This is a genomic window from Micromonospora sp. NPDC049301, from assembly GCF_040678715.1.
Taxonomy (GTDB): Bacteria; Actinomycetota; Actinomycetes; order Mycobacteriales; family Micromonosporaceae; genus Micromonospora.
Genome location: NZ_JBFAQO010000012.1, coordinates 107,172 through 127,099, shown reverse-complemented (window position 1 = coordinate 127,099; position 19,928 = coordinate 107,172). Strand labels below are relative to the sequence as shown.

Sequence of the window (19,928 nt, the reverse complement as noted above, 5' to 3'; positions counted from 1 at the left end):
ACCGACGCCGCGCAGACCGTGCAGGTCTCGGCCTACCCCGACGCCTACGCCCAGTGGGAGCAGCAGGCCACCGACCTGGTCAGCAAGCACTGGAACAGCTGACCCGCAACACCACGCACGACCGCAGGACACCGACCGCTGGCCGGCACCCCCAACCGGGGTGCCGGCCAGCGGCATGTCCACAGCACGCGGACGGCCCCCGCCTGAGCCGGAAAGGCGGTGGCGGGGGCCGTCGACGGATCGGTCGATCAGGTGGCGCTGATCGTGCCGGTCAGCAGCAGGGCGAGGACGAGGGTGCCCAGCGCGACCCGGTACAGCACGAAGACGTACAGGGTGTGGTGGGCGACGTAGCGCAGCAACCAGGCGATGGCCGCGTACCCGATGCCGAAGGCGATGGCGGTGGCCACGACCATCTGGGCGAGGGTGGGGACGGACGTGCCCGGGGCGGAGGGTTCGAAGACGTCCCCGAGGCTGAACACGCCGGACATGACCACCGCCGGGATGGCCAGCAGGAACGAGTACCGCGCCGCCGCCTCCCGGGTCAGGTTGAGCAGCAGGCCGGCGGTGAGCGTGCCCCCGGAGCGGGACACCCCCGGGATAAGCGCCATGGCCTGGGCGAAGCCCATCACCACGCCGTCCTTCATGCGGAAGTTCTCCAGGGTGCGGGTCTGCCGCCCCCAGTACTCGGCGAACGCCAGCACGAACGCGAAGACGATCAGCGTGGTCGCCACGACCCACAGGTTGCGCCCGGCGGTCTTGATCTGGTCCTTGAAGACGAAACCGAACAGCCCGATCGGGATCGAGCCGACGATCACGTACCAGCCCATCCGGTAGTCGAGGCTGGAGCGCACCGAGCGGTCGCGCAGCCCGACCAGCCACGTCCGGGTGATCCGCCAGATGTCCTTGGCGAAGTAGATCAGCACGGCGGCCTCGGTGCCGAGCTGGGTGACCGCGGTGAACGACGCCCCGGCGTCGCGGTCGAAGAAGATGGCCGAGGTGATCCGCAGATGCCCCGACGAGCTGACCGGAAGGAACTCGGTCAGTCCCTGGACGATGCCCAGGACGATGGCCTCGACCCAGGTCACTCGCCGACTCCCGAGAGGTCGAGCGCCTCGGCGACGGTACGCAGCGTCTGCACGCCGCTGTCCCGGTCGGCCACGAACAGGGTCACCGACAGCGTGGTGACGCCGGCGGCGGCGTACTCCCGCATCCGCTCGGCGATGCGCTCCTTCGGGCCCAGCAGTGAGGTGCGGTCGATGAACTCCGTCGGCACCGCGGCGGCCGCGTCGCGCTGCCGCTTGGCCAGGTACAGGTCCTGCACCTCGCGGGCGGCGTCGCCGTAGCCCATCCGGGTGGCGAGCTGGTTGTAGAAGTTCTGCTGCCGGCTGCCCATCCCGCCGACGTAGAGCGCGGCGTACCAGCGCACCAGCTCGGCGCAGGAGGCCACGTCGTCGCCGACCACCACGGGCACCGAGGGCACCACGTCGAAGCCCGCCAGTTCCTTGCCGACCTTGGCCCGACCGGCGCTGACCGAGGCGAGCTGCTCGTCGGCGAACTCCGGGGCGTAGAACACGGCGAGCCAGCCGTCGGCGATCTCGCCGGCCAGCTCCAGGTTCTTCGGGCCGACGGCGGCCAGGTAGATCGGGATGTGCTCGCGGGGCGGGTGGAAGCCCAGCCGCAGGGCCTTGCCGGGGCCGTCCGGCAGCGGAAGCGTGTAGTGCTCGCCGTCGTACGCCACCTCCTTGCGGGAGATGGCGAGCTTGACGATGTCCACGAACTCGCGGGTCCGGGCCAGGGGCTTGGCGAAGCGCACCCCGTGCCAGCCCTCGGAGACCTGCGGGCCGGACACGCCGAGGCCGAGCCGGAACCGGCCGCCGGAGAGCGCGTCGATGGTGGCCGCGGTCATCGCGGTGGCGGCGGGCGTACGGGCGGGGATCTGCATCACCGCGGCGCCCACGTCGATCCGTTCGGTCTGGCCGGCCATCCAGGCGAGCATGCTGGGCGAGTCGGAGCCGTAGGCCTCCGCGGCCCACACCACCGAGTAGCCGAGCCGGTCCGCTTCCTGGGCCAGCGCCAGGTGGTCTGCTGGCGTGCTCCACGCCGTCTGGTATCCGAGGCTGAGCCCGAGTCGCACTGGTCCTCCCCCATCCGTGGCACAGGTCGCACCAGGTTACGCAATGCCGATTACGGCCTCGATCACCGGCTCGCCCCCTATGATCCCCCGTCCATGCCGGCACCCGTGGCCGGCGGAACCGGCAGAACCGGCAGAGATGACGGGAGCGAGGATATCGGTGGCGGCAGGTTCGAAATAAGGTTCACCCATGCAACAGCGACCGCTCGGCCGAAGCGGGCTGGCGGTTTCCCGGCTCGCGCTCGGCACCATGACGTGGGGCCGGGACACCGACGCCGACGATGCGGCCGCCCAGCTGAAGAGTTACCTGGACGCGGGCGGCAACCTGATCGACACCGCCGACGTGTACGGCGACGGGGACGCCGAGTCGGTGATCGGCTCGCTGCTGGGCACCCTCGTACCCCGTGACGATCTGCTGATCGCCACGAAGGCGGGGTTGCGCCCGGGCAGCGGCCGTCGCCGCGACGGCTCCCGCGGGCACCTGCTGCGCACCCTCGACGCGTCGCTGCGCCGGCTCGGCACCGACCACGTGGACCTGTTCCAGGTGCACGGGTACGACCCGGACACCCCGCTGGAGGAGACCCTGGCCGCGCTGGACCACGCGGTGGCCAGCGGCAAGGTCCGCTACGTCGGCGTGTCGAACTTCTCCGGCTGGCAGACCGCGCGGGCCGCCGCCTGGCAGACCGCCTGGCCGGGCCGGGCGCCCGTGGTCGCCGCCCAGGTCGAGTACTCGCTGCTGGAGCGCGGCGTGGAGCGGGAGGTGCTGCCCGCGTGCGAGGCGCTCGGCCTCGGCGTGCTGCCGTGGTCACCGCTGGGCCGGGGGGTGCTCACCGGCAAGTACCGGCACGGCCGTCCCGCGGACTCCCGGGCGGCCTCGCCGCACTTCGAACGGTTCGTCGCGACGTACCTGGAGCCGCGCTGCTCCAGCATCGTGGAGGCGGTGGCGACCGCGGCCGGCGGGCTGGGCGTGTCGCCGCTGGAGGTGGCGCTGGCCTGGATCCGGGACCGGCCCGGGGTGACCGCGCCGATCCTCGGCGCCCGGACGGTCGGGCAGCTGCTCGGCGCGCTCCAGGTCGAGCGGATCACGCTGCCCGAGGAGATCACCACCGCGCTGGACGACGTCTCGGCGGTGCCGGTGGGCTACCCCGAGCGCGACGGCTGACCCGCCGACCGGTTCACAACGTCGGGCGCTGGCCGGGGAGCTCGCGGATCGCGGTCAGGAAACGGGACTGGTCGTCGCGGGTCGCGGGGTTGACGATCCGGATCCACGAGCCGTCGTCGAAGAAGATGGTGGACGGGAAGTGCATCAGACCGGCCACGCCGCCCTCGGAGTCGATGCGGGCCACCCGGGCGTGCTCGACGCTCCACAGCAGCCGCGGTTGGCGCCGGTCGGGCCGGTCGGCGTCGGGGCGGGACCCCATCCGCAGCAGGTGGAGGTGGGTGTCGGTCACCGCCAGCGGTGTGCCCGTGTAACGCTCCAGGAACAGCAGCATGCTGCCGGCGAGGGTGGCGAGGTCGCCGCTGAAGACGTACCGGCGCCGGTAGGCGATCTCGGCGAGCTGGTCGGCCAGCGGGCGGTACTGGCTGAGCCGGAACAGCGCCCGGAACGCCTCCTGCTCCTCGGTCAACGGGATCGGCTCCCGTTGCGGCGGCTGGTGTGGCGGGCCGGGCTCCGGCTCGGCAGCCGCCGGTAGGCCGACGGCGACGGCGGCGGCCTTGCCGGGCAGCAGCAGCACACCCGCGGCCAGCCGCACCGGTGTCATCACCGCGTCCACCCAGACCACAGGGTTGACGATGTTGAGCAGCCCGAACAGTGCCCGCGGGTCGAGCGCCTCGGCCATCTCGCCGGCCACCCGGTCGGTGAGCTGCCGGCCGGCCTTGTGCGTCTCCGGGGTACGGACCGGGGCGAGCCCCACGTAGCGGAGCTCCTGCCCGGGCACCAGCGGCGCGACGAGGGCGCGCTCGGGCTCGTCGCTGGTCCGGAACTCGTCGCGCAGCTCGCGGGCCTTGTCACGGGCGGCCCGCGCGCCGCCGAGCACCGCGTCGGTGAACCGACCCAGCCGACCCCGCTCCCCTGACGTCACGCTGCACCTCCTCGACCGGGGCTAACGGCCCGCGGGTTGACCTGCGGGCGGCTGCCCGAAGACATTCTGGTCGATCCAGTCGGCGCCGCCCTGCACCGCCTGGTCGATCTGGTCGCCGACCTGGTCGCTGCCGGGGACGGAGAGGCCGGAGGTGAGCGCGACGGACCCCCAGGTGACACCGTGCACGATCGAGTTCGGCACGTTCCACGGCAGGTTGGTCGCCCAGTCCCGGGCGATCACCCGGGCGCCGTCGGCGACGCCGTGCGCGCGCAGCGCGGCGGCCCGTTCGAGGGAACCCATGTCGAACGGCGAACCCGACTTGCCCAGCTTGTAGGTGCCCTTCGTGGGGTCGAGGAACTTGTGGTGCCACTTGTCGATTTTGCCGGCGGCGCGCCGCTTGTCGGCGTACTTCTGGCCGGTGCGCAGCTTCTTCTGCATGTCGACCAGCTTGTCGAGGTGGTTGCGCAGCTTGCGCAGGTACAGCAAGACGCGCTGGAGCAGGCGGATGACCTTCTGCAGGTGCGTCGCCAGGGGCCTGATGACCTTGAGCATCCGGGTGACGACGATCAGGCCGCGGGTCACGGCGACCCCGACGCCGGCCGCCCAGGACGCACCGGCGGTGAACGGCGCCATCAGCAGCGCCGTCACCAGCGTCACCAGGAGGAAGTTCACGAACTCGACGCAGACGTCGACGAGCACGTCGTGCACGGTCTGCAGGCCGTCGGCGACGCTGCGCAGGTACTCCGCGGTCGCGGCGAACTGCTCGGCGACGCCGAGCAGCTGCTCCTCGACCTCGGCCAGCCGCTGGCCGTACGCCGATCCGGCGGGCGAGCTCCACCCGCCCTGGGCGGCCTCGCGGGCGCCGCGGTGCCCCTGCGCCAGGTCGCGGACCTGCGCGGCCAGCGTGTCCCACTCGGCGGCCTTCGCGCGCAGGGCGGCGGGCTCGCCGTCGACCATGTCGACGAGCTGGATGAGCGGCCAGGCCAGGGTCCGGCAGACGCTGTCGACCGCGGCCTCCACCCCGGAGAGAGCGTTGTCGAGGCCGTTCCACAGTTGGACGGCGCTGCCGGCGGGCCCGCTCATCCGGGCATCCCCGCCTGGATGGCCTTGAACCCGCCGTCGAGCTCCTGCTCGTTGCGCTCGTACGCCTCGACCGTGTCGGCCAGTGCGGTGGCGACCCGGCCGAACGCGGCGTTCGCGGCGCCGAACAGCTCCGCGCCGCCGGTGACCTGCTCGGCGTACTTGGCGCGGAGCATGTCGCTGGCGAACGGCAGATGACCGAAGGCGTCGGACGGCACGTCACCGGCCGAGGCGATCTGACCCTCCAGCGCGGCGAGCGAACTCGCGACCTGCTTGGCGGCCGTCTCCAGTCGACGGACCGCCTGCACGTCGACATCGATATCCGGCGGCATGCCGTTCCTCCCCCATGTGTCGAGCGCACCGACGATACGATTCCCCGGCCACCGGGCACCACCCCGGTGGCATGGTCCACGGGGGAGGGAACTCGTCTCATGACTGACCCGATGTCCGCGTTCGACGGGCTGGCCGGGCGGATCGCCGACATCGAACGCCGGTTCGCGGGGCTCCGCGACGACCTGGCCGAGCTGTCCGGCACCGCGACCGACGAGAGTGGGCTGGTGTCGGCGACCGTCGACGCCACCGGTGTGCTGACCGGCCTCACGCTCGCGCCCGCCGCCCTGCGCGCCGGCACCGAGGGTGTGGCGGAGCTGGTGCTCGACGCGTACCGGCGGGCCCGCACTGCGGCGACCGAACACGTCGAGAAGCACACCGAGGGGCTGGACGTCACCCTCGGCGCGGGTCTGACGGACCTGTTCGGCAAGCCCGGCGACTTCTCGGCGCTGGGCCGGTTGGAGGAGACCGTCGCCCGGCTCGGGCGGCTGGACGACCGCCTGCCGGGCCCGCCGGCATGACCTCGCCGACCTGGCCGGACATCGTCGCGCGGCTGCGGGACACGATCACCCGCTGCGACCGCGACACGGACCTGGAGCTCTCCGCCGGTTCGCGCGGGATCCGGCTGCTGGTGCGCCGCGAGGTGGTCCGGGTGATCTGCCCGGGCCACGACGAGGCACGCCTGGCCGCGCTCGGCTGGCACCGCCCGACCGGCGACACCGACTGGTGGTACGAGGTGCTGCGCACTCCGGAGCGGGTGGAGCGGCTCAGCGTGTTCGTGACCCGCACCGCCGCCGAGGTGCTGACCGACCAGCCGGGCGCGCTCTCCTGCCGGGCCGTGGCGCCGGCAACCCGTCCCGTACCGGCGCCGCGGTCGGCCGGGCCGGCCGACCGGCCGGCACCCGACGAGACGGCGGAGCCGGCGGTGGTGGCGCTGCTCGCCGCGGCCGCCGACCGGCGTGACCTGCCCGGGTACCTCGGAGTGCTGGCGGGCGCCACGGTGTGCGTCCCGCTGGCCGGGGAACCGGCGGCGGACGCCGACTTCCCGTGGACGGTGGTCGGCGATGCGTCCGGCGCGCCGCTGCTGCCGGTCTTCACCAGCCCACGGGCCCTCGCCGCGTTCGCCGGGGAGGACGTGCCGTTCGTGGCTCTGCCCTGCGCCGAACTGTTCGAGGACTGGCCGGACCCGTCGTGGGGGCTGGCGGTCGACCCGGGCCGGGCCCGGGCGGTCACCCTGGCCGCGTCGGCGCTGGCAGCCCTGCTCACGGCGAACGTCCCGACCGGCTAGCTCTCCGCCCAGGGCGGCACGAACCACCCACGGCAGCGTCGTTGGTCACCCCCGAGGGGGTGGCGAACGGCCGCTGGGCTGGGCAGCATGGATGGCATGGACTACGAATACGCGCCGCTGCGGCTGCCGCCGAACGTCGACCGGTTGACCGCCGCGGCGCAGTTGGCGATCCAGGCGGAATTCTCCGGATGGGAGCTGGCCCGGGTGCGGCTGTTCCGCGACGGCACGCGGCAGGTGGTGCTGCGTCGCCGACGGGCCAACCAGCCGCAGCCGGGCCTGTCGTACTGACACCCGGTCGGCCCGGGCAAGTGCGACGCCCGGGGCCCGGTCCGTGATCGGTCGGGCCCCGGGCGCGTCACGGCCTAGTGCTGGTGCCCGGCGTGGTCGTGGTCGTCGTCGAGCTCCAGGAACGGGTGCTCGTCGAGCCGGCCGACCAGGCGGTCGTCGACCGCCGGCTGGAACGGGCCGACCGCGTCGTCGTCCTCGAACGACTCCAGGTCGACCGGGGTGCCCACCTCGCTGACCATGACCACCCCGTCGAGCGGCTCCAGCTCGGGGACGTCCAGCGCGCCGAGCGAGCCGTCGCCGCTCTGCAGCAGCTCCAGCACCGCCTCACCGACACCCTCCACCGGCGCCGGCTCGTCGTCCTCCGGGGTGCTCTCGCGGCGGGCCACCTCGGCCACCCGCAGCAGCGCCGAGACGCTCGGCACCCGGTAGTCGCGGCGCTGGCGTACCGAGATCACCCGGGGATGCGGGTCGCTGGCCTCGACTCCCTCGGCGCCGCCGAAACGCTCGTCGGCCTCGTCCGGGTCGATCGAGTCGACGTCCCACGGCGTCACCTCACCGAAGGCGTCGAGCAGCTGCTCGTCGTAGGCGTAGGACGCGTTGTTCAAAGCCACGTACGCCTGCCAGACGTCGTCGTCGTCGACGCGGCCCTGCGCGGCACGTACGGCGGCCAGGTGGTGGCGGGCCGCTTCGATCACCCGCTCGAGAGCGGCGTCCAGCTCACCGTGCTGGTCGGTCATGTGGGGCAGTCCCTTCACGATGGGGAGGGTCCGAGCCGGGTGCAGCTGTCGGACCCGGCTAGCAGGTGCGGAGGAACCGGTCGAGAACCCGCACGCCGAACTGTAGTCCGTCCACCGGAACGCGCTCGTCGATGCCGTGGAACAACGCGGAGAAGTTCAGGTCGGCGGGCAGCCGCAGCGGGGCGAAGCCGAAGCAGCGGATCCCGAGCTGCGAGAACGCCTTCGCGTCGGTGCCACCGGAGAGCATGTACGGCACCGGGCGCGCGCCCGGGTCCTCGGCGCGCAGCGCCGCCGACATGGCCTCGACCAGGTCACCGTCGAAGGTGGTCTCCAGCGCCGGCTGGCGCTGGACGTACTCGATGGCGATGTCCGGGCCGACCAGCTCGCGCAGCTGCCGTTCCAGCAGCTCCGACTGGCCCGGCAGACTGCGGCAGTCGATGGTGGCGGTGGCCCGGCCGGGGATGACGTTGTCCTTGTAGCCGGCGCTCAGCCGGGTCGGGTTGGCCGTGTTGCGGATGGTCGCGCCGATGATGTTGGCGATCGGGCCGAGCTTGGCGATGGCCGTCTCCGGGTCGTCCGGGTCCAGTTCGACGCCGAGCAGGTCGGAGACCTCCTCCAGAAAGGCCCGCACGGTGTCGGTGACCACGACCGGGAAGCGGTGCCGGCCGATCCGGGCGACCGCCTCGGCGAGCGCGGTGACGGCGTTGTCGTCGTGCACCATCGAGCCGTGCCCGGGGCGGCCCTTGGCGTGCAGCCGCAGCCAGTCGATGCCCTTCTCGGCGGTCTCGATGAGGTAGAGCCGCTGGCTGTCGTTGACCGAGTAGGAGAAGCCGCCGACCTCACCGATCGCCTCGGTGCAGCCGTCGAAGAGGCCCCGGTGGTTGTCCACCATGAAGCGCGCGCCGTAGTCGCTGCCCGCCTCCTCGTCGGCGGTGTAGGCGAGCACGATGTCGCGCGGGGGCCGTACGCCGGTGCGCTGCCAGTGCCGCACCACGGCGAGCACCATCGCGTCGAAGTCCTTCATGTCGATCGCGCCCCGGCCCCACAGGTAGCCGTCGCGCAGCTCGCCGGAGAACGGGTGCACCGACCATTCGTCGGCGTCGGCGGGCACCACGTCCAGGTGGCCGTGCACGAGCAGCGCGCCCCGGCTCGGGTCGGTGCCGGGGATGCGGGCCACGACGTTCGCCCGGCCCGGCGCGGACTCGTGCAGCACCGATTCGACACCCACCTCGGCGAGCTTCTCCGCCACGTACTCGGCCGCGCGACGCTCACCGACGCTGGTGTCGTTGTCCCCCGTGTTGGTGGTGTCGATACGCAGCAGGTCGCGGCAGAGGTCCACGACCTCTGCGGTGGGGTCCGGTCGGGCGGGGGCGGAGTCGCTCGTCATCGCCTCTTCATACCAGCCCGAGGTGACCGGCGGGCCGGCGCACCGCGCCCGGCGGGTCGGGCATTGAGGCTGGCGGATCCGGGCGACGGTTTCGCCGGGCGCGCCGTCGGGTACCGCCGCCCACGACCGCACGTCCCTGCCGGAGCTTCCGCCCGCCAGTCGAGGAGGGCACCATGTCCGCCGTTCCCCTGCCGCCGCTGCCGCCCACGCCCGAGGAGGGCTACCGGCCCGGTGGGCGCAGCATCGCCGACATCGTCGACCGGGAGCACCAGCAACTGCTGGCGCTGCTGGACCAACTGACCGGTCCGGACGCCACACCGCAGGAGGGGCTCGCGGTGCTCACCGCCGCGCTGTCGCGGCACCTGTCGGCGGAGGAGCAGTACCTGCTGCCGGCGGTACGCGCCGCCCTGCCGGACGCGGCCGAGCGGGTGGACGCCGAACTGAATGCCGACGCCGCTCTGCTGGCCACCCTCAAGGCGCTGAGCGACGACTCGTTGAGCGACGTCGTCGAGCGGGTTCGCCGGCACGTCGACGGGGTCGGCGCGCTCGTCGCCGGGCTGCGCGCGGTGGCCAGCGAGGAGGAGCTGATCCGGCTGGGCAACCGGCTGGAGATCGCCGAGGAGGCGGCGCCGACCCGGCCGCACCCGGGCACTCCGGCGACGCCGCCGTGGAACCGGATCGTCGAGCCGGCGGTGGGCGTGGTGGACAAGGTGCGCGACGCGGTGACCCGCCGGCCGACGTACCTGGCGGACCTGCCGGAGCCACCTCGCGGCTGAGGAGCGGCGACGTCGACCGGTGCATCCAATCTCACCGATCCGTCCGGACACTTCCGCCGGCTGCTGCCTGGTCCTACCGTCACCCTATGAACCTGGAGCTGCGACACCTGCGGGTGGTCTGCGCGATCGCGGAGACGGGGAGCGTGACCAAGGCAGCGTCGGCGCTCGGCCTGGCCCAGCCGGCGCTCACCGCCCAGCTCCAGCGCATCGAGCGGACACTGGGCGGGCCGCTGTTCGACCGGGACCGCCGCGGCGCCCGGCCCACGGCGCTCGGTGAGCTGGTGCTGGCCCGGGCCCGGGTGCTGCTGCCGGCCATGAAGGGCCTGCAGGACGAGGCGGCCCGGCTGGCCGGCGGCGGCGAGGCGCCCCGCTGGTACCGGTTCGGCGGGGTGAACAGCCCGATCCTGGGGCGGTTGGTGCACCGGCTGGCCGCCGAGCGGCCGCCCGCGCAGATCACCACGTACGCGTCCTGGTCGGTGGACGAGTTGGCGCAGTTGGTGGCCGGTGGCCGGTTGGACTTCGCGCTCACCGGCGTGTGCGGTGACGCCGTCCCCTCGGCCGAGTTCGGGTTGAGCTGGCGGGAGGTGGCCGTCGACCCGGTGCTGGTGCTGCTGCCGGAGACCCACCCCCTCGCGGCGCGCGACGAGGTGCGGTTGGTCGACCTGCGCCACGAACAGTGGGTGGCCGCGCCGGGCGACGGCTGCTTCGGCGACTGCTTCGCCGCCGCCTGCGCCCGCGCCGGCTTCACCCCGCGCAAGCTGTACGAGACCGACGTACGCGGCTGCGTCGACCTGGTGGACGCCGGTGAGGCGGTGGCGCTGTGCCAGGCCACGTTCCGCCCGGTGGCCGGCCTGGTCACGCGACGGCTGGCCGGGATACCGCTGCGCTGGCGGCTGTTGCTGGGCTGGCACCCGGACTCGCCCGCCGCCCAGGGGGCCGAGGTGGTGCTGGAGACGGCCAAGGCGGCGTACACCGACTCGCTGGCGCCGCATCCCAGCTACCTGGCGTGGCTGCTGCGCAATCCGGGCTTCGGCGTCCGCCAGCCCAGCGGGGTGTGATCCGGTAATGCCGGGCCGATGGCGGTGCGAACCGCCGCCGGCCGGGTATCTGGCGGACATGACCGACCTCTACCCGCCCGCCGACGACCGGGAGCTGCTGCGCCAGGCGGCCGCCGCGCACACCGCCGCCACCCGCGAGGTGGAGGCGTTCCTGCGCCGTCTGCCGGAGGTGCCCGACCCGGCCGACGTCGCCGAGTACGCCAACCTGCTCACCCGAGAGGACCAGACCCGTGGCGAGCGGGACGCCGCCGCCGACGCGGCGGGGCTGACCATCGGCAGCCTGGAACCGGACCAGGGCCAGTAGCTGGACGCGACGGTGCCGTCCCGGCTCGGGACGGCACCGTCGGGCGTGGCGCGGCTCAGCGTTCGACGAGGGGGTCGTGGCCGAGGTCGAGCAGCGAGTGCCGCCACTCGTCGTCGGCGTTGCCGCGCGGCGGCTTGGCGTCCATCAGCTCGCGGATCCGGTCGACCGCCTCCCGCATCACCTCGATGTCCTCCGGGGTGAGGTCGACCTTGCGCTTGTTCAGCACCTTGAGGATCTCCCGGCCCGGCTGGGGCAGGTCGAGGGCCGGGTTCGACCCGAACGACTCCTCCCCGGAGCCCCGGGTCAGCAGCCAGGTGCGCAACTGCTCCGACGGGACGTTGACCTCCGCGTGGAAGTCCTCCCAGAGCACCTCCACCTCGGGGTCGATCCGAGTTACGCGTGCCATCAGGTCTCCTCTCCGGGCGGCGGCCCGGACGTCTCCGGGTCGTCCTCGTCGGTCTTCGGATGCAGGCCCTCCGGCGGCACCCGGGTCCTCCTGGGGTTCGCGGTGGGCGGTGCCAGGATCGGGTCGGGATGGTCGTCCTCGTCCCGGGACTCGGCGGACTCCGCGGGCTTCTGCGGTTCCTCGGGTTCCGGTCGTCGCTGGGCGCCACTCATCGCGGGTGTGTGGTCGTGGTCGCCGCGTACCCCCGCTCGCCCGCGGTCACGTCGAAGGTGAGCCCGCCCTCCCGGGCATCCACGGTGACCTTCTGCCCGGGCGAGATCGCCGACTCGAGCAGCATCCGGGACAGGTGGTTGTCCACCTCCCGCTGGATCACCCGGCGCAGTGGGCGGGCACCGAACTCCGGCTGGTAGCCGTGCTCGGCGAGCCAGTCGACGCCGGCGGTGGTGAACTCCACCTGGATGTCCTGGGCGTGCATCCGGCGGCGGGTCTCCTCCAGCAGCAGCCCGGTGATCTGACGCAGCTGCTCGGCCTCCAGCCGGCGGAAGATGATCACCTCGTCGATCCGGTTGAGGAACTCCGGGCGGAAGTTCTCCTGCAGGCGGCGCATCAGACGCTCGCGCAGTTCGTCGTTCTCCTGCTCGCTGCCCGGCGCGCCGGTGCCGAACCCGACGCTGCGCTGGGTGCCGGTGATCAGCTCGGAGCCCAGGTTGCTCGTCATGATCAGTACGGTGTTCTTGAAGTTCACGGTGCGGCCCTGGCTGTCTGTCAGCCGGCCGTCGTCGAGCACCTGGAGCAGGATGTTGAACACGTCCGGGTGGGCCTTCTCGATCTCGTCGAGCAGCACCACCGCGTACGGGCGGCGGCGCACCGCCTCGGTGAGCTGGCCGGCCTCCTCGTAGCCGACGTACCCGGGCGGGGCGCCGACCAGCCGGCTGACCGTGTGCCGCTCCTGGAACTCACTCATGTCCACCCGGACCATCCGGTCCGCCTCGCCGAACAGCGCCTCGGCCAGGGCGCGGGCCAGCTCCGTCTTGCCGACGCCGGTCGGGCCGAGGAACAGGAAGCTGCCCATCGGCCGCTCCGGGTCCGCCAGGCCGGCACGGGACCGGCGGACCGCCTCGGCGACCGCGGTGACCGCGTCGTCCTGGCCGACCACCTTCTGGTGCAGGTGACCCTCCAGGCGCAGCAGCCGGTCGCGTTCCTCCTCGGTGAGCTGGCTGACCGGGATGCCGGTGGCCCGGGAGACCACCTCCGCGATCTCCTGCGGGCCCACCTCCGGCACCTGCGAGGACGAGCCGTCGTCGCCGTGTGCGCGGCGCACCTGCTCCTCCAGCTCGGAGATCCGGTCGCGCAACGTGGAGGCCCGCTCGTACTGCTCGTCGGAGACGGCCTGTTCCTTTTCCCGGCGTACGTCGTCGAGTTGCTGCTCCAGCTCCCGCACGTCGGAGGCCGGGGTGCGGGTGCGCAGCCGTACGCGGGCGCCGGCCTGGTCGATCAGGTCGATGGCCTTGTCCGGCAGGAACCGGTCGGTGACGTACCGGTCGGACAGCTCGGCGGCGGCGACCAGCGCCTCGTCGGTGAACCGCACCTGGTGGTGCGCCTCGTACCGGTCGCGCAGGCCGCGCAGGATGGCGATCGTGTCGTCGACGCTCGGCTCGGGCACCAGCACCGGCTGGAAGCGCCGGGCCAGCGCGGCGTCCTTCTCGATGCTCTTGCGGTACTCGTCCAGCGTCGTCGCGCCGATCACCCGCAGCTCGCCGCGGGCCAGCGCCGGCTTGAGCATGTTGGACGCGTCCATGCCGCCCTCGCTGCCGGCGCCACCCGCCCCGACCAGGGTGTGGATCTCGTCCATGAAGATGATCAGCTCGTCGCGGTGCGCCCGGATCTCGTCGATCACCTTCTTCAGCCGCTCCTCGAAGTCACCCCGGTAGCGGGTGCCGGCGACCAGACCGGCCAGGTCGAGCTGCACCACCCGCTTGCCGAGCAGGGTCTGCGGTACGTCGCCGTCGCAGATCCGCTCGGCCAGACCCTCGACGATGGCGGTCTTGCCGACGCCGGCCTCGCCGATCAGGACCGGGTTGTTCTTGGTGCGTCGGGACAGGATCTCCACGGCCTGCTCGATCTCGTCGGCGCGCCCGATCACCGGGTCGATCTGGTCGGCGCGGGCCAGGTCGGTGAGGTCCTGCCCGTACTGGTCCAGGGTGGGGGTGCCGCGGTCCGGCCTCGGCCCGCTCGTCGTCCCGCGCTCGGCGTTGGCGGCCTGCAAGGACTCCGGCTGGATCCGGCCGGCGGCCAGCATCCGCCCGGCCGGGGACTCCGGGTTGAGCGGCAGCGCCATCAGGATGTGCTCGGGGCCGATGTAGTTGGCGCCCATCGCGCGGGACAGCTGGTGGGCGTCGAGCAGCGCCCGCTTGGCCGCGGGGGTCAACGAGAGGTTGGGCGGCACCTCCCCGCGCGGCGCGCCGTCGCCCCGCCCGCCGAGCGCGTTGAGCAGGGTGTCCGGGTCGGCGCCGGCCCGTCGTACCAGGTCACGCAGGGGTTCTCGTTGCAGTGCCGCCCAGAGCAGATGGTCGGTGTCCAGGTCGTTGCTCTGCCGTTGCGCGGCGCGCCGGGCCGCGTCGGCCAGCATCTCCCGCGCGTCGGCTGTCATCAGCCGGGTGATGTCGACCCGGTGCGCGGGTCGGCGTCCTCCCTCACCGCGGCCGAAGTACCGGGCCAGGAACTCATCCCACGGGTCGGAGCCGAGGTCGCCGGGTCCCATCATGTCTGTCCTCCGCAGTCGGGGTGCGGCACGGTCGCCAGGGGCTACCCGACGCGCGTCCCGACAAACGCCGCACGTTGCGGTGCGGCGGCGTCGCGGGAGTGGCGCCGGGCGGGCGTACGCCGGTGGTGGCAGGCTGACGGAATGGATGAGACACCGCTGCTGATCGTGGACGGCGCCAACGTGGTGGGCTCCCGCCCGAACGGGTGGTGGCGGGACCGGGCCGGTGCCGCCGCGCGCCTGCGTGACTCGCTGGCACCGGTCGCCTCCGCCGGCCTGCCGGCCCGGCTGGCCGCCCCGGTGGAGGTGGTGCTGGTGGTCGAGGGGGCCGCGCGGGACGTGCCGGGCACCGAGGGCGTCCGGGTGGTCTCGGCCGCCGGCTCGGGTGACGACGCCGTGGTCGACCTCGTGGAGGGCGCCCCGCGGCGCCGCCGGCTGGTGGTCACCGCCGACCGGGAGCTGCGCGACCGGGTCACCGCCCTGGGCGCCGAGGTGTACGGGCCGCGCTGGCTGCGCGATACCCCCGCCAGCACCTGACAACCTCTCGTGCTGGGACTCCCACAGAACGGACTCCCGGCACTTCCGGGCAGCAACGGGACAGCCGGGCAGGAACACCGACAGGGCGGATGTTCTCCCGGGCTCGCCGATAGGCTCTAATAAAGACCTCCCCGCCCCCAGGAGGTTCCGCCGTGGCGAGCGTCGCCGAGCTGAAGGCTGCCATCGATGTCGCCCTCCAACAGATCGGCGACGGGCAGACAGCCGTGCAGGCCGCCGGTGAGAAACTGGCCGAGGCGCAGCAGACCCTGGCCGGCGCGCTGGAGGGCAGCGGGCACGAGACGGTGGAGGCGGCCCAGGCGTCGCTGACCCAGGCCAGCCAGGAGCTGGAGGAGTGTCTCGCCGCGACACTGGTCGCGGTGGAGCAGGCGCAGCTCTACGTCGCCACGCTGTAGGCGACCATGTCCATCATCGAGGACGTCGGTGGGCAGGTCCGTGCCGCCAGCGAGGAGTTCCCGGTGGCCCTGCTCGGGCAGGCGCTGGAGAAGTTCGGCCTGGCCGCCGAGCGGCTGCGCTGGGTACGGCAGGAGTCGGCCAACCCGATGGGGGTGCCCGAGCTGTCCGCCGCCACCGAACACGCCGAGACCGCCGGTTACGCGCTGCGCGTGGCGCAGGAGCAGCTGTCGGCGTACCTGGCCGCGATCGGGCTGGGCGCGGACGGCGGGCCACCGCCCCGCCCGGAGCAACGCGAACCCCGGCACGACGCGCCGCCGGCCGGCGGGCCCGCCGCCGTGGCGCCGGAGCCGGCCGAGCAGGTCCGGCTGCGCCGCTGGTGGTCGGTGCGGGTGGCGGAGCTGACCGGCGGACGCGAGGGCGCCGCCGACGAGCCCGACGAGCGGCTGGACGACTCCCAGGAGCTGCTGCGCCGGGTCGTGCGCGGGGTGCGCGCCGGCGACCGGGACCGGCTGCGCACCGAGCTGCGTCGCGCGCCGGCCGACGTGGGCCTGGGAATGGCGGCGCTGGCCCCACCGCTGCTGCGCGAGCTGGCTGGTGAGCTGCTGGGGCATCCGCCGCGCGCCGCCGACCTCGGCCGGCTGCGCGGGGAGCTGGACGGGCGGGTCCGCGACCTGCTGCCCGGGCTGCCGCCGCCGGTGCTGGAGACGCTGCTGACCCGGGTGTGCCGGATGCCGCCGCCGCGCGGTTCCGGCGAACCGCCACACGCCGCGGACTCGGCGGTGACCGCCGGCGTGGCGACGGGGCTGCTGCTCGCCCGGCTCGGCCGGGACCTGCCCACCGCCGCCGGGTCGCAGCCCACCGCCGGGCAGCCGGGTGGCGCCGGACCGCGCCCCGGCGGTGCGGGCCCGCAGCCCCGCGACGCCGGCCGGCAGCACGCCGCCGGGCCGCCGTCGCGCGCAAGCAGCCTGTGGCGCGACGCGCCGGCGCCGCAGCGACGCCAAAGTTCCGATGGCTGACCGGCGCGGCCAGTTGGCCACCCGGGTCCGGGACACCCTCGCCGAGGCGCTGGGGGCCACCCGTACCCGGCTGTCCGCGGCGCAGGCCGACCTGACCGCCGCGCGGGAGCGGCTGGCCCGGGTCCGCCGGGCGGCCGCCGCCGTACCGGAGCGGGTGGGCGCCCAGCGGGACCACCGGCTGGCCGAGATCAACGCCCGGCACGCCGCCCGGATCGCCGAGCTGGCCCGGCACGCCGCCGACGCCGCCCGCCTGGAGGCACCCGGCTGCGCCGGCGCCGACTGGCCGAAGTGGACGCCCACGCCCACGCGCCGGGTCGAGCCGCCCGGTGCGCTGCGTGTCGGCACGGTCCGGCTCGACGACGTCGACCCGGTGCCCGCGCTGGTGCCGCTGCTCGACGCCGGGCACGTGCACCTCTCCGGGGACGACCGCGCCGGCTGCGACGCGGTGGTGGCCGCGCTGCTGCTGCGGGCCGTCGGCCGCGCCGAACCGGGCGCGGTACGGCTGATCGGGTACGACCCGGAGCACCTCGGCGGCGGCCTGGCCGGGTTCGCCCCGCTGGGCACCGCGGGGCTGCTCACCTTCGTCGGCCCCGGCGGGCTGGGCCCGCTGCTGGACGACCTCGTCGAGCAGATCCGCCGGATCAACGAGACCGTGCTGGCCGGCGAGTACGGCTCGCTGCGGGAGCTGGCCGCGGCGACCGGCCGCCGCCCCGAGCCGTGGCGGGTGGCGGTGCTGCTCGGCGGCGACGAGGTGAACCGACACGAGCGCGGGCAGCTCGACCGGGTGGTGCGGGCCGGCGCGGCCTGCGGCGTGCACCTGCTGGTCCGTGGAGTGCCGCTGCCGGACGATCCGACGGTGACCCGGGTCGTGGCCGAGGCGTCCGGCGCCCGGATCGGTGGTTCGTCCGGCCTGCCGGTCCGACTGGACCCGCCGCCACCGGCGTCGCTGGTCACCGAGACCTGCCGGGAGATCGCCGCGCAGGTCAGCGCCGGCCCGCCGCCCGCCCCGTTCGCCGACCTGCTGCCGCCGCCGGAGCTGATGTGGCGGGAGGACTCGGCCAGCGGTCTGACCGCCCCGATCGGCGAGGGGCCGCAGGGCCGACCGGTGCGGTTGACGCTGGGCGACTACCCGCCGCACGCGCTGATCGGTGGGCCGTCCGGCACCGGCAAGACCAACCTGATCTTCGCCTGGATCGGCGCGCTGGCAGCCCGCTACTCCCCCGCCGAGCTCGAGTTCTACCTCCTGGACTTCAAGGAGGGCGTGTCCTTCGCACGGTTCGCGAAGGGCCGGCGCGACCCGAGCTGGCTGCCGCACATGCGCCTGGTCGGGATCAACGTGAACACCGACCGCGAGTTCGGGCTGGCGCTGCTGCGGTTCCTCGCCGAGGAGCTGCGCCGGCGGGCCGACGCGGCCAAGAAGCACGAGGTGACCAAGCTGGCCGAGCTGCGGGCGGTCGATCCGACCGGACACTGGCCGCGGATCGTGGCCGTGGTCGACGAGTTCCAGATGCTGCTGGCCGGCCGGGACGTCGTCGCCCGGGAGGCCGCGGACCTGCTGGAGGACCTGGCCCGGCGGGGCCGGTCGCAGGGCATCCACCTGGTGCTCGCCTCGCAGGACGTACGCGGCATCGAGGCGCTGTGGGGGCGCCCGGCGCTGGTCGCCCAGTTCACCCTGCGCATCGCGCTGCCCAAGGCGTTGCGGATCCTGGCCGAGCGCAACGACGCGGCGCAGTCACTGCCCCGCTGGCACGCGGTGGTCAACGCCGAGTCGGGCATGGTGGAGGGCAACGAGATCGCCCGGATCCCGTCCGCCAGCGACTGGGAGACGTGGAGCGGCCTGCAGAACCGGCTGTGGCGGATGCGTCCGCCCGACGCGGCGCCGGCCCGGCTCTTCGACGGCGACGCGATCCCCCGGCTCGCCGAGGCTCCGGATTTCCGGGCGCTCACCGCGCCGGCGGACGGCACCGCACCGCGCGGTCCCGTGGCCCTGCTCGGCGAGATCATCGACGTGCAGGCCCGCTCGGCGGCGCTGCGCCTGCCGCGCGCTCCGGGGCGCAACCTCGCGGTGCTGGGCACCCGCGTCGACGAGGCGTGCGCGGTGCTGGACGCGGCCGCTCGGTCGCTGGCCCGCCAGCACCCGCCGGGCACGGCCCGGTTCTCCATCGCCTGCCTGGACCCCGACGCCGACCCGATGGCCCGCGCGCTCTACGACGACCTGGCCGACGACGCCGCCTGGTACGACGAGGAGACCGTCGGTGAGCTGATGGCCGAGACGGCCGACGGGCTGACCGGCCCGGGCAGCCCGCACTACCTGCTGCTGTTCGCGGTCGACGCGGCCGCCGGGGCGCTGGCCGCGCGGGCGGGCCGACGCACCGGCCTGGAGCAGTTGCGCCGGGTCCTCCACGACGGGCCCGAACGGCGGACCCACGTGCTGGCCTGGTGGCGAGGCGTGGCCCGGATGCGCGCCGACCTGGGCGGGCCGGCCGCCCGCACCGACCAGATCGGCGCCTGGGTGGCGCTCGACGCGCACGGCGGCGAGCTGGGCGCGTCGCTGTATCCGGGCACCGGCGGCCCGGACTGGTATCCCCGCCCGTGGCGGGGGCTCTTCTTCGACCGGGCGGTACACCGCACCGGGCAGGTCATCATCCCCTATGGACCGTCACGATGAACCAACCCGTGGCCAGTGAGACGTACGCGGCCCAGCTGCGGCGGCTGGCGGAGCTGACCGCCCGGGTACGCGACCAGCGCGCCGAGGCGCACACCTGGTACGACCGGCAGTGCGCGGCAGCCGACCGGGCCGTGGCCGACGCCGCCGAGCAGGTGCAGCGCGCCGAGGAGGAGCTGGTCGCGGCGCGGGAGCAGCAGGAGCGGGTGGACGCCGAGGTGGCGCACCTGTGGCAGGAGCTGCGGAAGCGCCTCGGCGCCGGCGCCCGCCGCCTCGGTGGGCCGCCCGCCCCGGCCAACGGTGGTGTGGCGGACCCGATGCTGCTGCTCAGTCGGGCCCGGGACATGCTCGACCGGGCCGGGCAGCCGGGTGAGCTGCCGGGTTCGGTCAACCCGCTGCTGGCGCTCTGCGGGGTCGCCGGTGCGGTGGTCGCGTACGCGCTGGGGGCCGGCGCGCGGGCGCTCGGCGTGGGGTACGGCGGCGACCTCGCGGTCGGGATGCCGGTGCTGGCGCTGGTGGTGACCCTACTCGGGCCGCTGGTCGGCCTGGTGCCGGCGCGGGTGCTGGCGGACCGCCGGCACGCGGTGCTCGGCCCCCGACCGATCACCGTGGTGCTCGGCGCCGGCCTGCTCACCACCGCGCTGCTGCTGGTGCTCGGCCGCTGAC

General features: G+C 74.1%; 22 protein-coding genes. 12 read left to right on the top strand and 10 right to left on the bottom strand.

Annotation, left to right across the window (positions count from 1 at the left end; genetic code table 11):
- Positions 1 to 248: 248 nt before the first annotated feature.
- Complete coding sequence (locus tag AB0K07_RS27835; RefSeq protein WP_363759517.1) at positions 249 to 1,085, bottom strand: undecaprenyl-diphosphate phosphatase; 837 nt, start codon at positions 1,083 to 1,085, stop codon at positions 249 to 251.
- Positions 1,082 to 2,134, bottom strand: a complete 1,053-nt coding sequence (locus AB0K07_RS27830; protein ID WP_363759514.1) for an LLM class F420-dependent oxidoreductase — start codon at positions 2,132 to 2,134, stop codon at positions 1,082 to 1,084. Before AB0K07_RS27830 ends, AB0K07_RS27835 begins: the two co-directional genes overlap by 4 nt.
- A 187-nt stretch (positions 2,135 to 2,321) precedes the next feature.
- On the opposite strand from AB0K07_RS27830, the gene AB0K07_RS27825 reads away from it, so the two are divergent.
- Positions 2,322 to 3,293, top strand: coding sequence for an aldo/keto reductase (locus AB0K07_RS27825; RefSeq protein WP_363759511.1), 972 nt, complete (start codon positions 2,322 to 2,324; stop codon positions 3,291 to 3,293).
- Positions 3,294 to 3,306: 13 nt separating this feature from the next.
- Here AB0K07_RS27825 and AB0K07_RS27820 read toward each other — a convergent pair whose 3' ends face one another.
- The 3 genes from AB0K07_RS27820 to AB0K07_RS27810 are packed head-to-tail and all read right to left on the bottom strand — an operon-like array spanning position 3,307 to position 5,627.
- Positions 3,307 to 4,215 carry a hypothetical protein gene (locus tag AB0K07_RS27820; RefSeq protein ID WP_363759508.1) on the bottom strand — a complete coding sequence of 303 codons (909 nt, stop codon included), beginning with the start codon at positions 4,213 to 4,215 and terminating at the stop codon, positions 3,307 to 3,309.
- A gap of 21 nt (positions 4,216 to 4,236) precedes the next feature.
- Positions 4,237 to 5,298 carry a WXG100 family type VII secretion target gene (locus AB0K07_RS27815; RefSeq protein ID WP_363759505.1) on the bottom strand — a complete coding sequence of 354 codons (1,062 nt, stop codon included), beginning with the start codon at positions 5,296 to 5,298 and terminating at the stop codon, positions 4,237 to 4,239.
- Positions 5,295 to 5,627, bottom strand: a complete 333-nt coding sequence (locus AB0K07_RS27810) for a hypothetical protein (protein WP_363759502.1) — start codon at positions 5,625 to 5,627, stop codon at positions 5,295 to 5,297. Before AB0K07_RS27810 ends, AB0K07_RS27815 begins: the two co-directional genes overlap by 4 nt.
- A 99-nt stretch (positions 5,628 to 5,726) precedes the next feature.
- Here AB0K07_RS27810 and AB0K07_RS27805 point away from each other — a divergent pair, with 99 nt between their 5' ends.
- The 3 genes from AB0K07_RS27805 (at position 5,727) to AB0K07_RS27795 (ending at position 7,201) form a co-directional block, all read left to right on the top strand.
- On the top strand, positions 5,727 to 6,146 hold the full coding sequence (locus tag AB0K07_RS27805; RefSeq protein WP_363759499.1) for a YbaB/EbfC family nucleoid-associated protein: 420 nt from the start codon (positions 5,727 to 5,729) through the stop codon (positions 6,144 to 6,146).
- Positions 6,143 to 6,913: an SseB family protein gene (locus tag AB0K07_RS27800; RefSeq protein ID WP_363759496.1), complete on the top strand. Its 771-nt coding sequence runs from the start codon at positions 6,143 to 6,145 to the stop codon at positions 6,911 to 6,913. The genes AB0K07_RS27805 and AB0K07_RS27800 overlap by 4 nt, the downstream gene beginning before the upstream one ends.
- Positions 6,914 to 7,009: 96 nt before the next feature.
- Positions 7,010 to 7,201 (top strand): DUF5703 family protein, encoded by a 192-nt coding sequence (locus AB0K07_RS27795; RefSeq protein WP_089021145.1) that lies wholly within the window; start codon positions 7,010 to 7,012, stop codon positions 7,199 to 7,201.
- A gap of 74 nt (positions 7,202 to 7,275) precedes the next feature.
- On the opposite strand, the gene AB0K07_RS27790 is transcribed toward AB0K07_RS27795, so the two are convergent.
- Together AB0K07_RS27790 and AB0K07_RS27785 are read right to left on the bottom strand one after the other, a co-directional pair.
- Entirely contained in the window at positions 7,276 to 7,938 is a 663-nt protein-coding gene (locus tag AB0K07_RS27790; protein ID WP_363759544.1) for a hypothetical protein, read from the bottom strand.
- 58 nt (positions 7,939 to 7,996) lie between these two features.
- Positions 7,997 to 9,325: a M20/M25/M40 family metallo-hydrolase gene (locus AB0K07_RS27785; protein ID WP_363759492.1), complete on the bottom strand. Its 1,329-nt coding sequence runs from the start codon at positions 9,323 to 9,325 to the stop codon at positions 7,997 to 7,999.
- Between the two features lie 173 nt (positions 9,326 to 9,498).
- Between AB0K07_RS27785 and AB0K07_RS27780 the strand changes: the two genes are divergently transcribed.
- From AB0K07_RS27780 to AB0K07_RS27770, 3 genes are all read left to right on the top strand, one after another.
- Positions 9,499 to 10,101, top strand: a complete 603-nt coding sequence (locus AB0K07_RS27780) for a hemerythrin domain-containing protein (protein ID WP_363759489.1) — start codon at positions 9,499 to 9,501, stop codon at positions 10,099 to 10,101.
- A gap of 86 nt (positions 10,102 to 10,187) precedes the next feature.
- Positions 10,188 to 11,159 carry a LysR family transcriptional regulator gene (locus AB0K07_RS27775; RefSeq protein WP_363759486.1) on the top strand — a complete coding sequence of 324 codons (972 nt, stop codon included), beginning with the start codon at positions 10,188 to 10,190 and terminating at the stop codon, positions 11,157 to 11,159.
- Between the two features lie 58 nt (positions 11,160 to 11,217).
- A complete protein-coding gene (locus AB0K07_RS27770; RefSeq protein ID WP_363759483.1) occupies positions 11,218 to 11,463 on the top strand; it encodes a hypothetical protein in 246 nt (81 codons plus the stop codon).
- A gap of 55 nt (positions 11,464 to 11,518) precedes the next feature.
- Here AB0K07_RS27770 and AB0K07_RS27765 read toward each other — a convergent pair whose 3' ends face one another.
- Genes AB0K07_RS27765 through AB0K07_RS27755 form a run of 3 tightly spaced genes read right to left on the bottom strand, consistent with a single transcriptional unit; the run spans position 11,519 to position 14,633 of the window.
- Entirely contained in the window at positions 11,519 to 11,869 is a 351-nt protein-coding gene (locus AB0K07_RS27765; protein ID WP_363759480.1) for a DUF3140 domain-containing protein, read from the bottom strand.
- A complete protein-coding gene (locus tag AB0K07_RS27760; protein WP_363759477.1) occupies positions 11,869 to 12,081 on the bottom strand; it encodes a hypothetical protein in 213 nt (70 codons plus the stop codon). The genes AB0K07_RS27765 and AB0K07_RS27760 overlap by 1 nt, the downstream gene beginning before the upstream one ends.
- A complete protein-coding gene (locus AB0K07_RS27755) occupies positions 12,078 to 14,633 on the bottom strand; it encodes an ATP-dependent Clp protease ATP-binding subunit (RefSeq protein WP_363759474.1) in 2,556 nt (851 codons plus the stop codon). The genes AB0K07_RS27760 and AB0K07_RS27755 overlap by 4 nt, the downstream gene beginning before the upstream one ends.
- 141 nt (positions 14,634 to 14,774) lie before the next feature.
- On the opposite strand from AB0K07_RS27755, the gene AB0K07_RS27750 reads away from it, so the two are divergent.
- From AB0K07_RS27750 to AB0K07_RS27730, 5 genes are all read left to right on the top strand, one after another.
- Entirely contained in the window at positions 14,775 to 15,167 is a 393-nt protein-coding gene (locus AB0K07_RS27750) for a hypothetical protein (RefSeq protein ID WP_363759472.1), read from the top strand.
- Positions 15,168 to 15,319: 152 nt separating this feature from the next.
- Positions 15,320 to 15,580 (top strand): hypothetical protein, encoded by a 261-nt coding sequence (locus AB0K07_RS27745; protein WP_030504016.1) that lies wholly within the window; start codon positions 15,320 to 15,322, stop codon positions 15,578 to 15,580.
- Positions 15,581 to 15,586: 6 nt separating this feature from the next.
- A complete protein-coding gene (locus AB0K07_RS27740; protein ID WP_363759469.1) occupies positions 15,587 to 16,597 on the top strand; it encodes a hypothetical protein in 1,011 nt (336 codons plus the stop codon).
- Positions 16,590 to 19,265 (top strand): FtsK/SpoIIIE domain-containing protein, encoded by a 2,676-nt coding sequence (locus tag AB0K07_RS27735; protein ID WP_363759466.1) that lies wholly within the window; start codon positions 16,590 to 16,592, stop codon positions 19,263 to 19,265. Before AB0K07_RS27740 ends, AB0K07_RS27735 begins: the two co-directional genes overlap by 8 nt.
- Positions 19,262 to 19,927, top strand: a complete 666-nt coding sequence (locus AB0K07_RS27730; protein WP_363759463.1) for a hypothetical protein — start codon at positions 19,262 to 19,264, stop codon at positions 19,925 to 19,927. The genes AB0K07_RS27735 and AB0K07_RS27730 overlap by 4 nt, the downstream gene beginning before the upstream one ends.
- The last annotated feature ends 1 nt before the right edge of the window (position 19,928 follow it).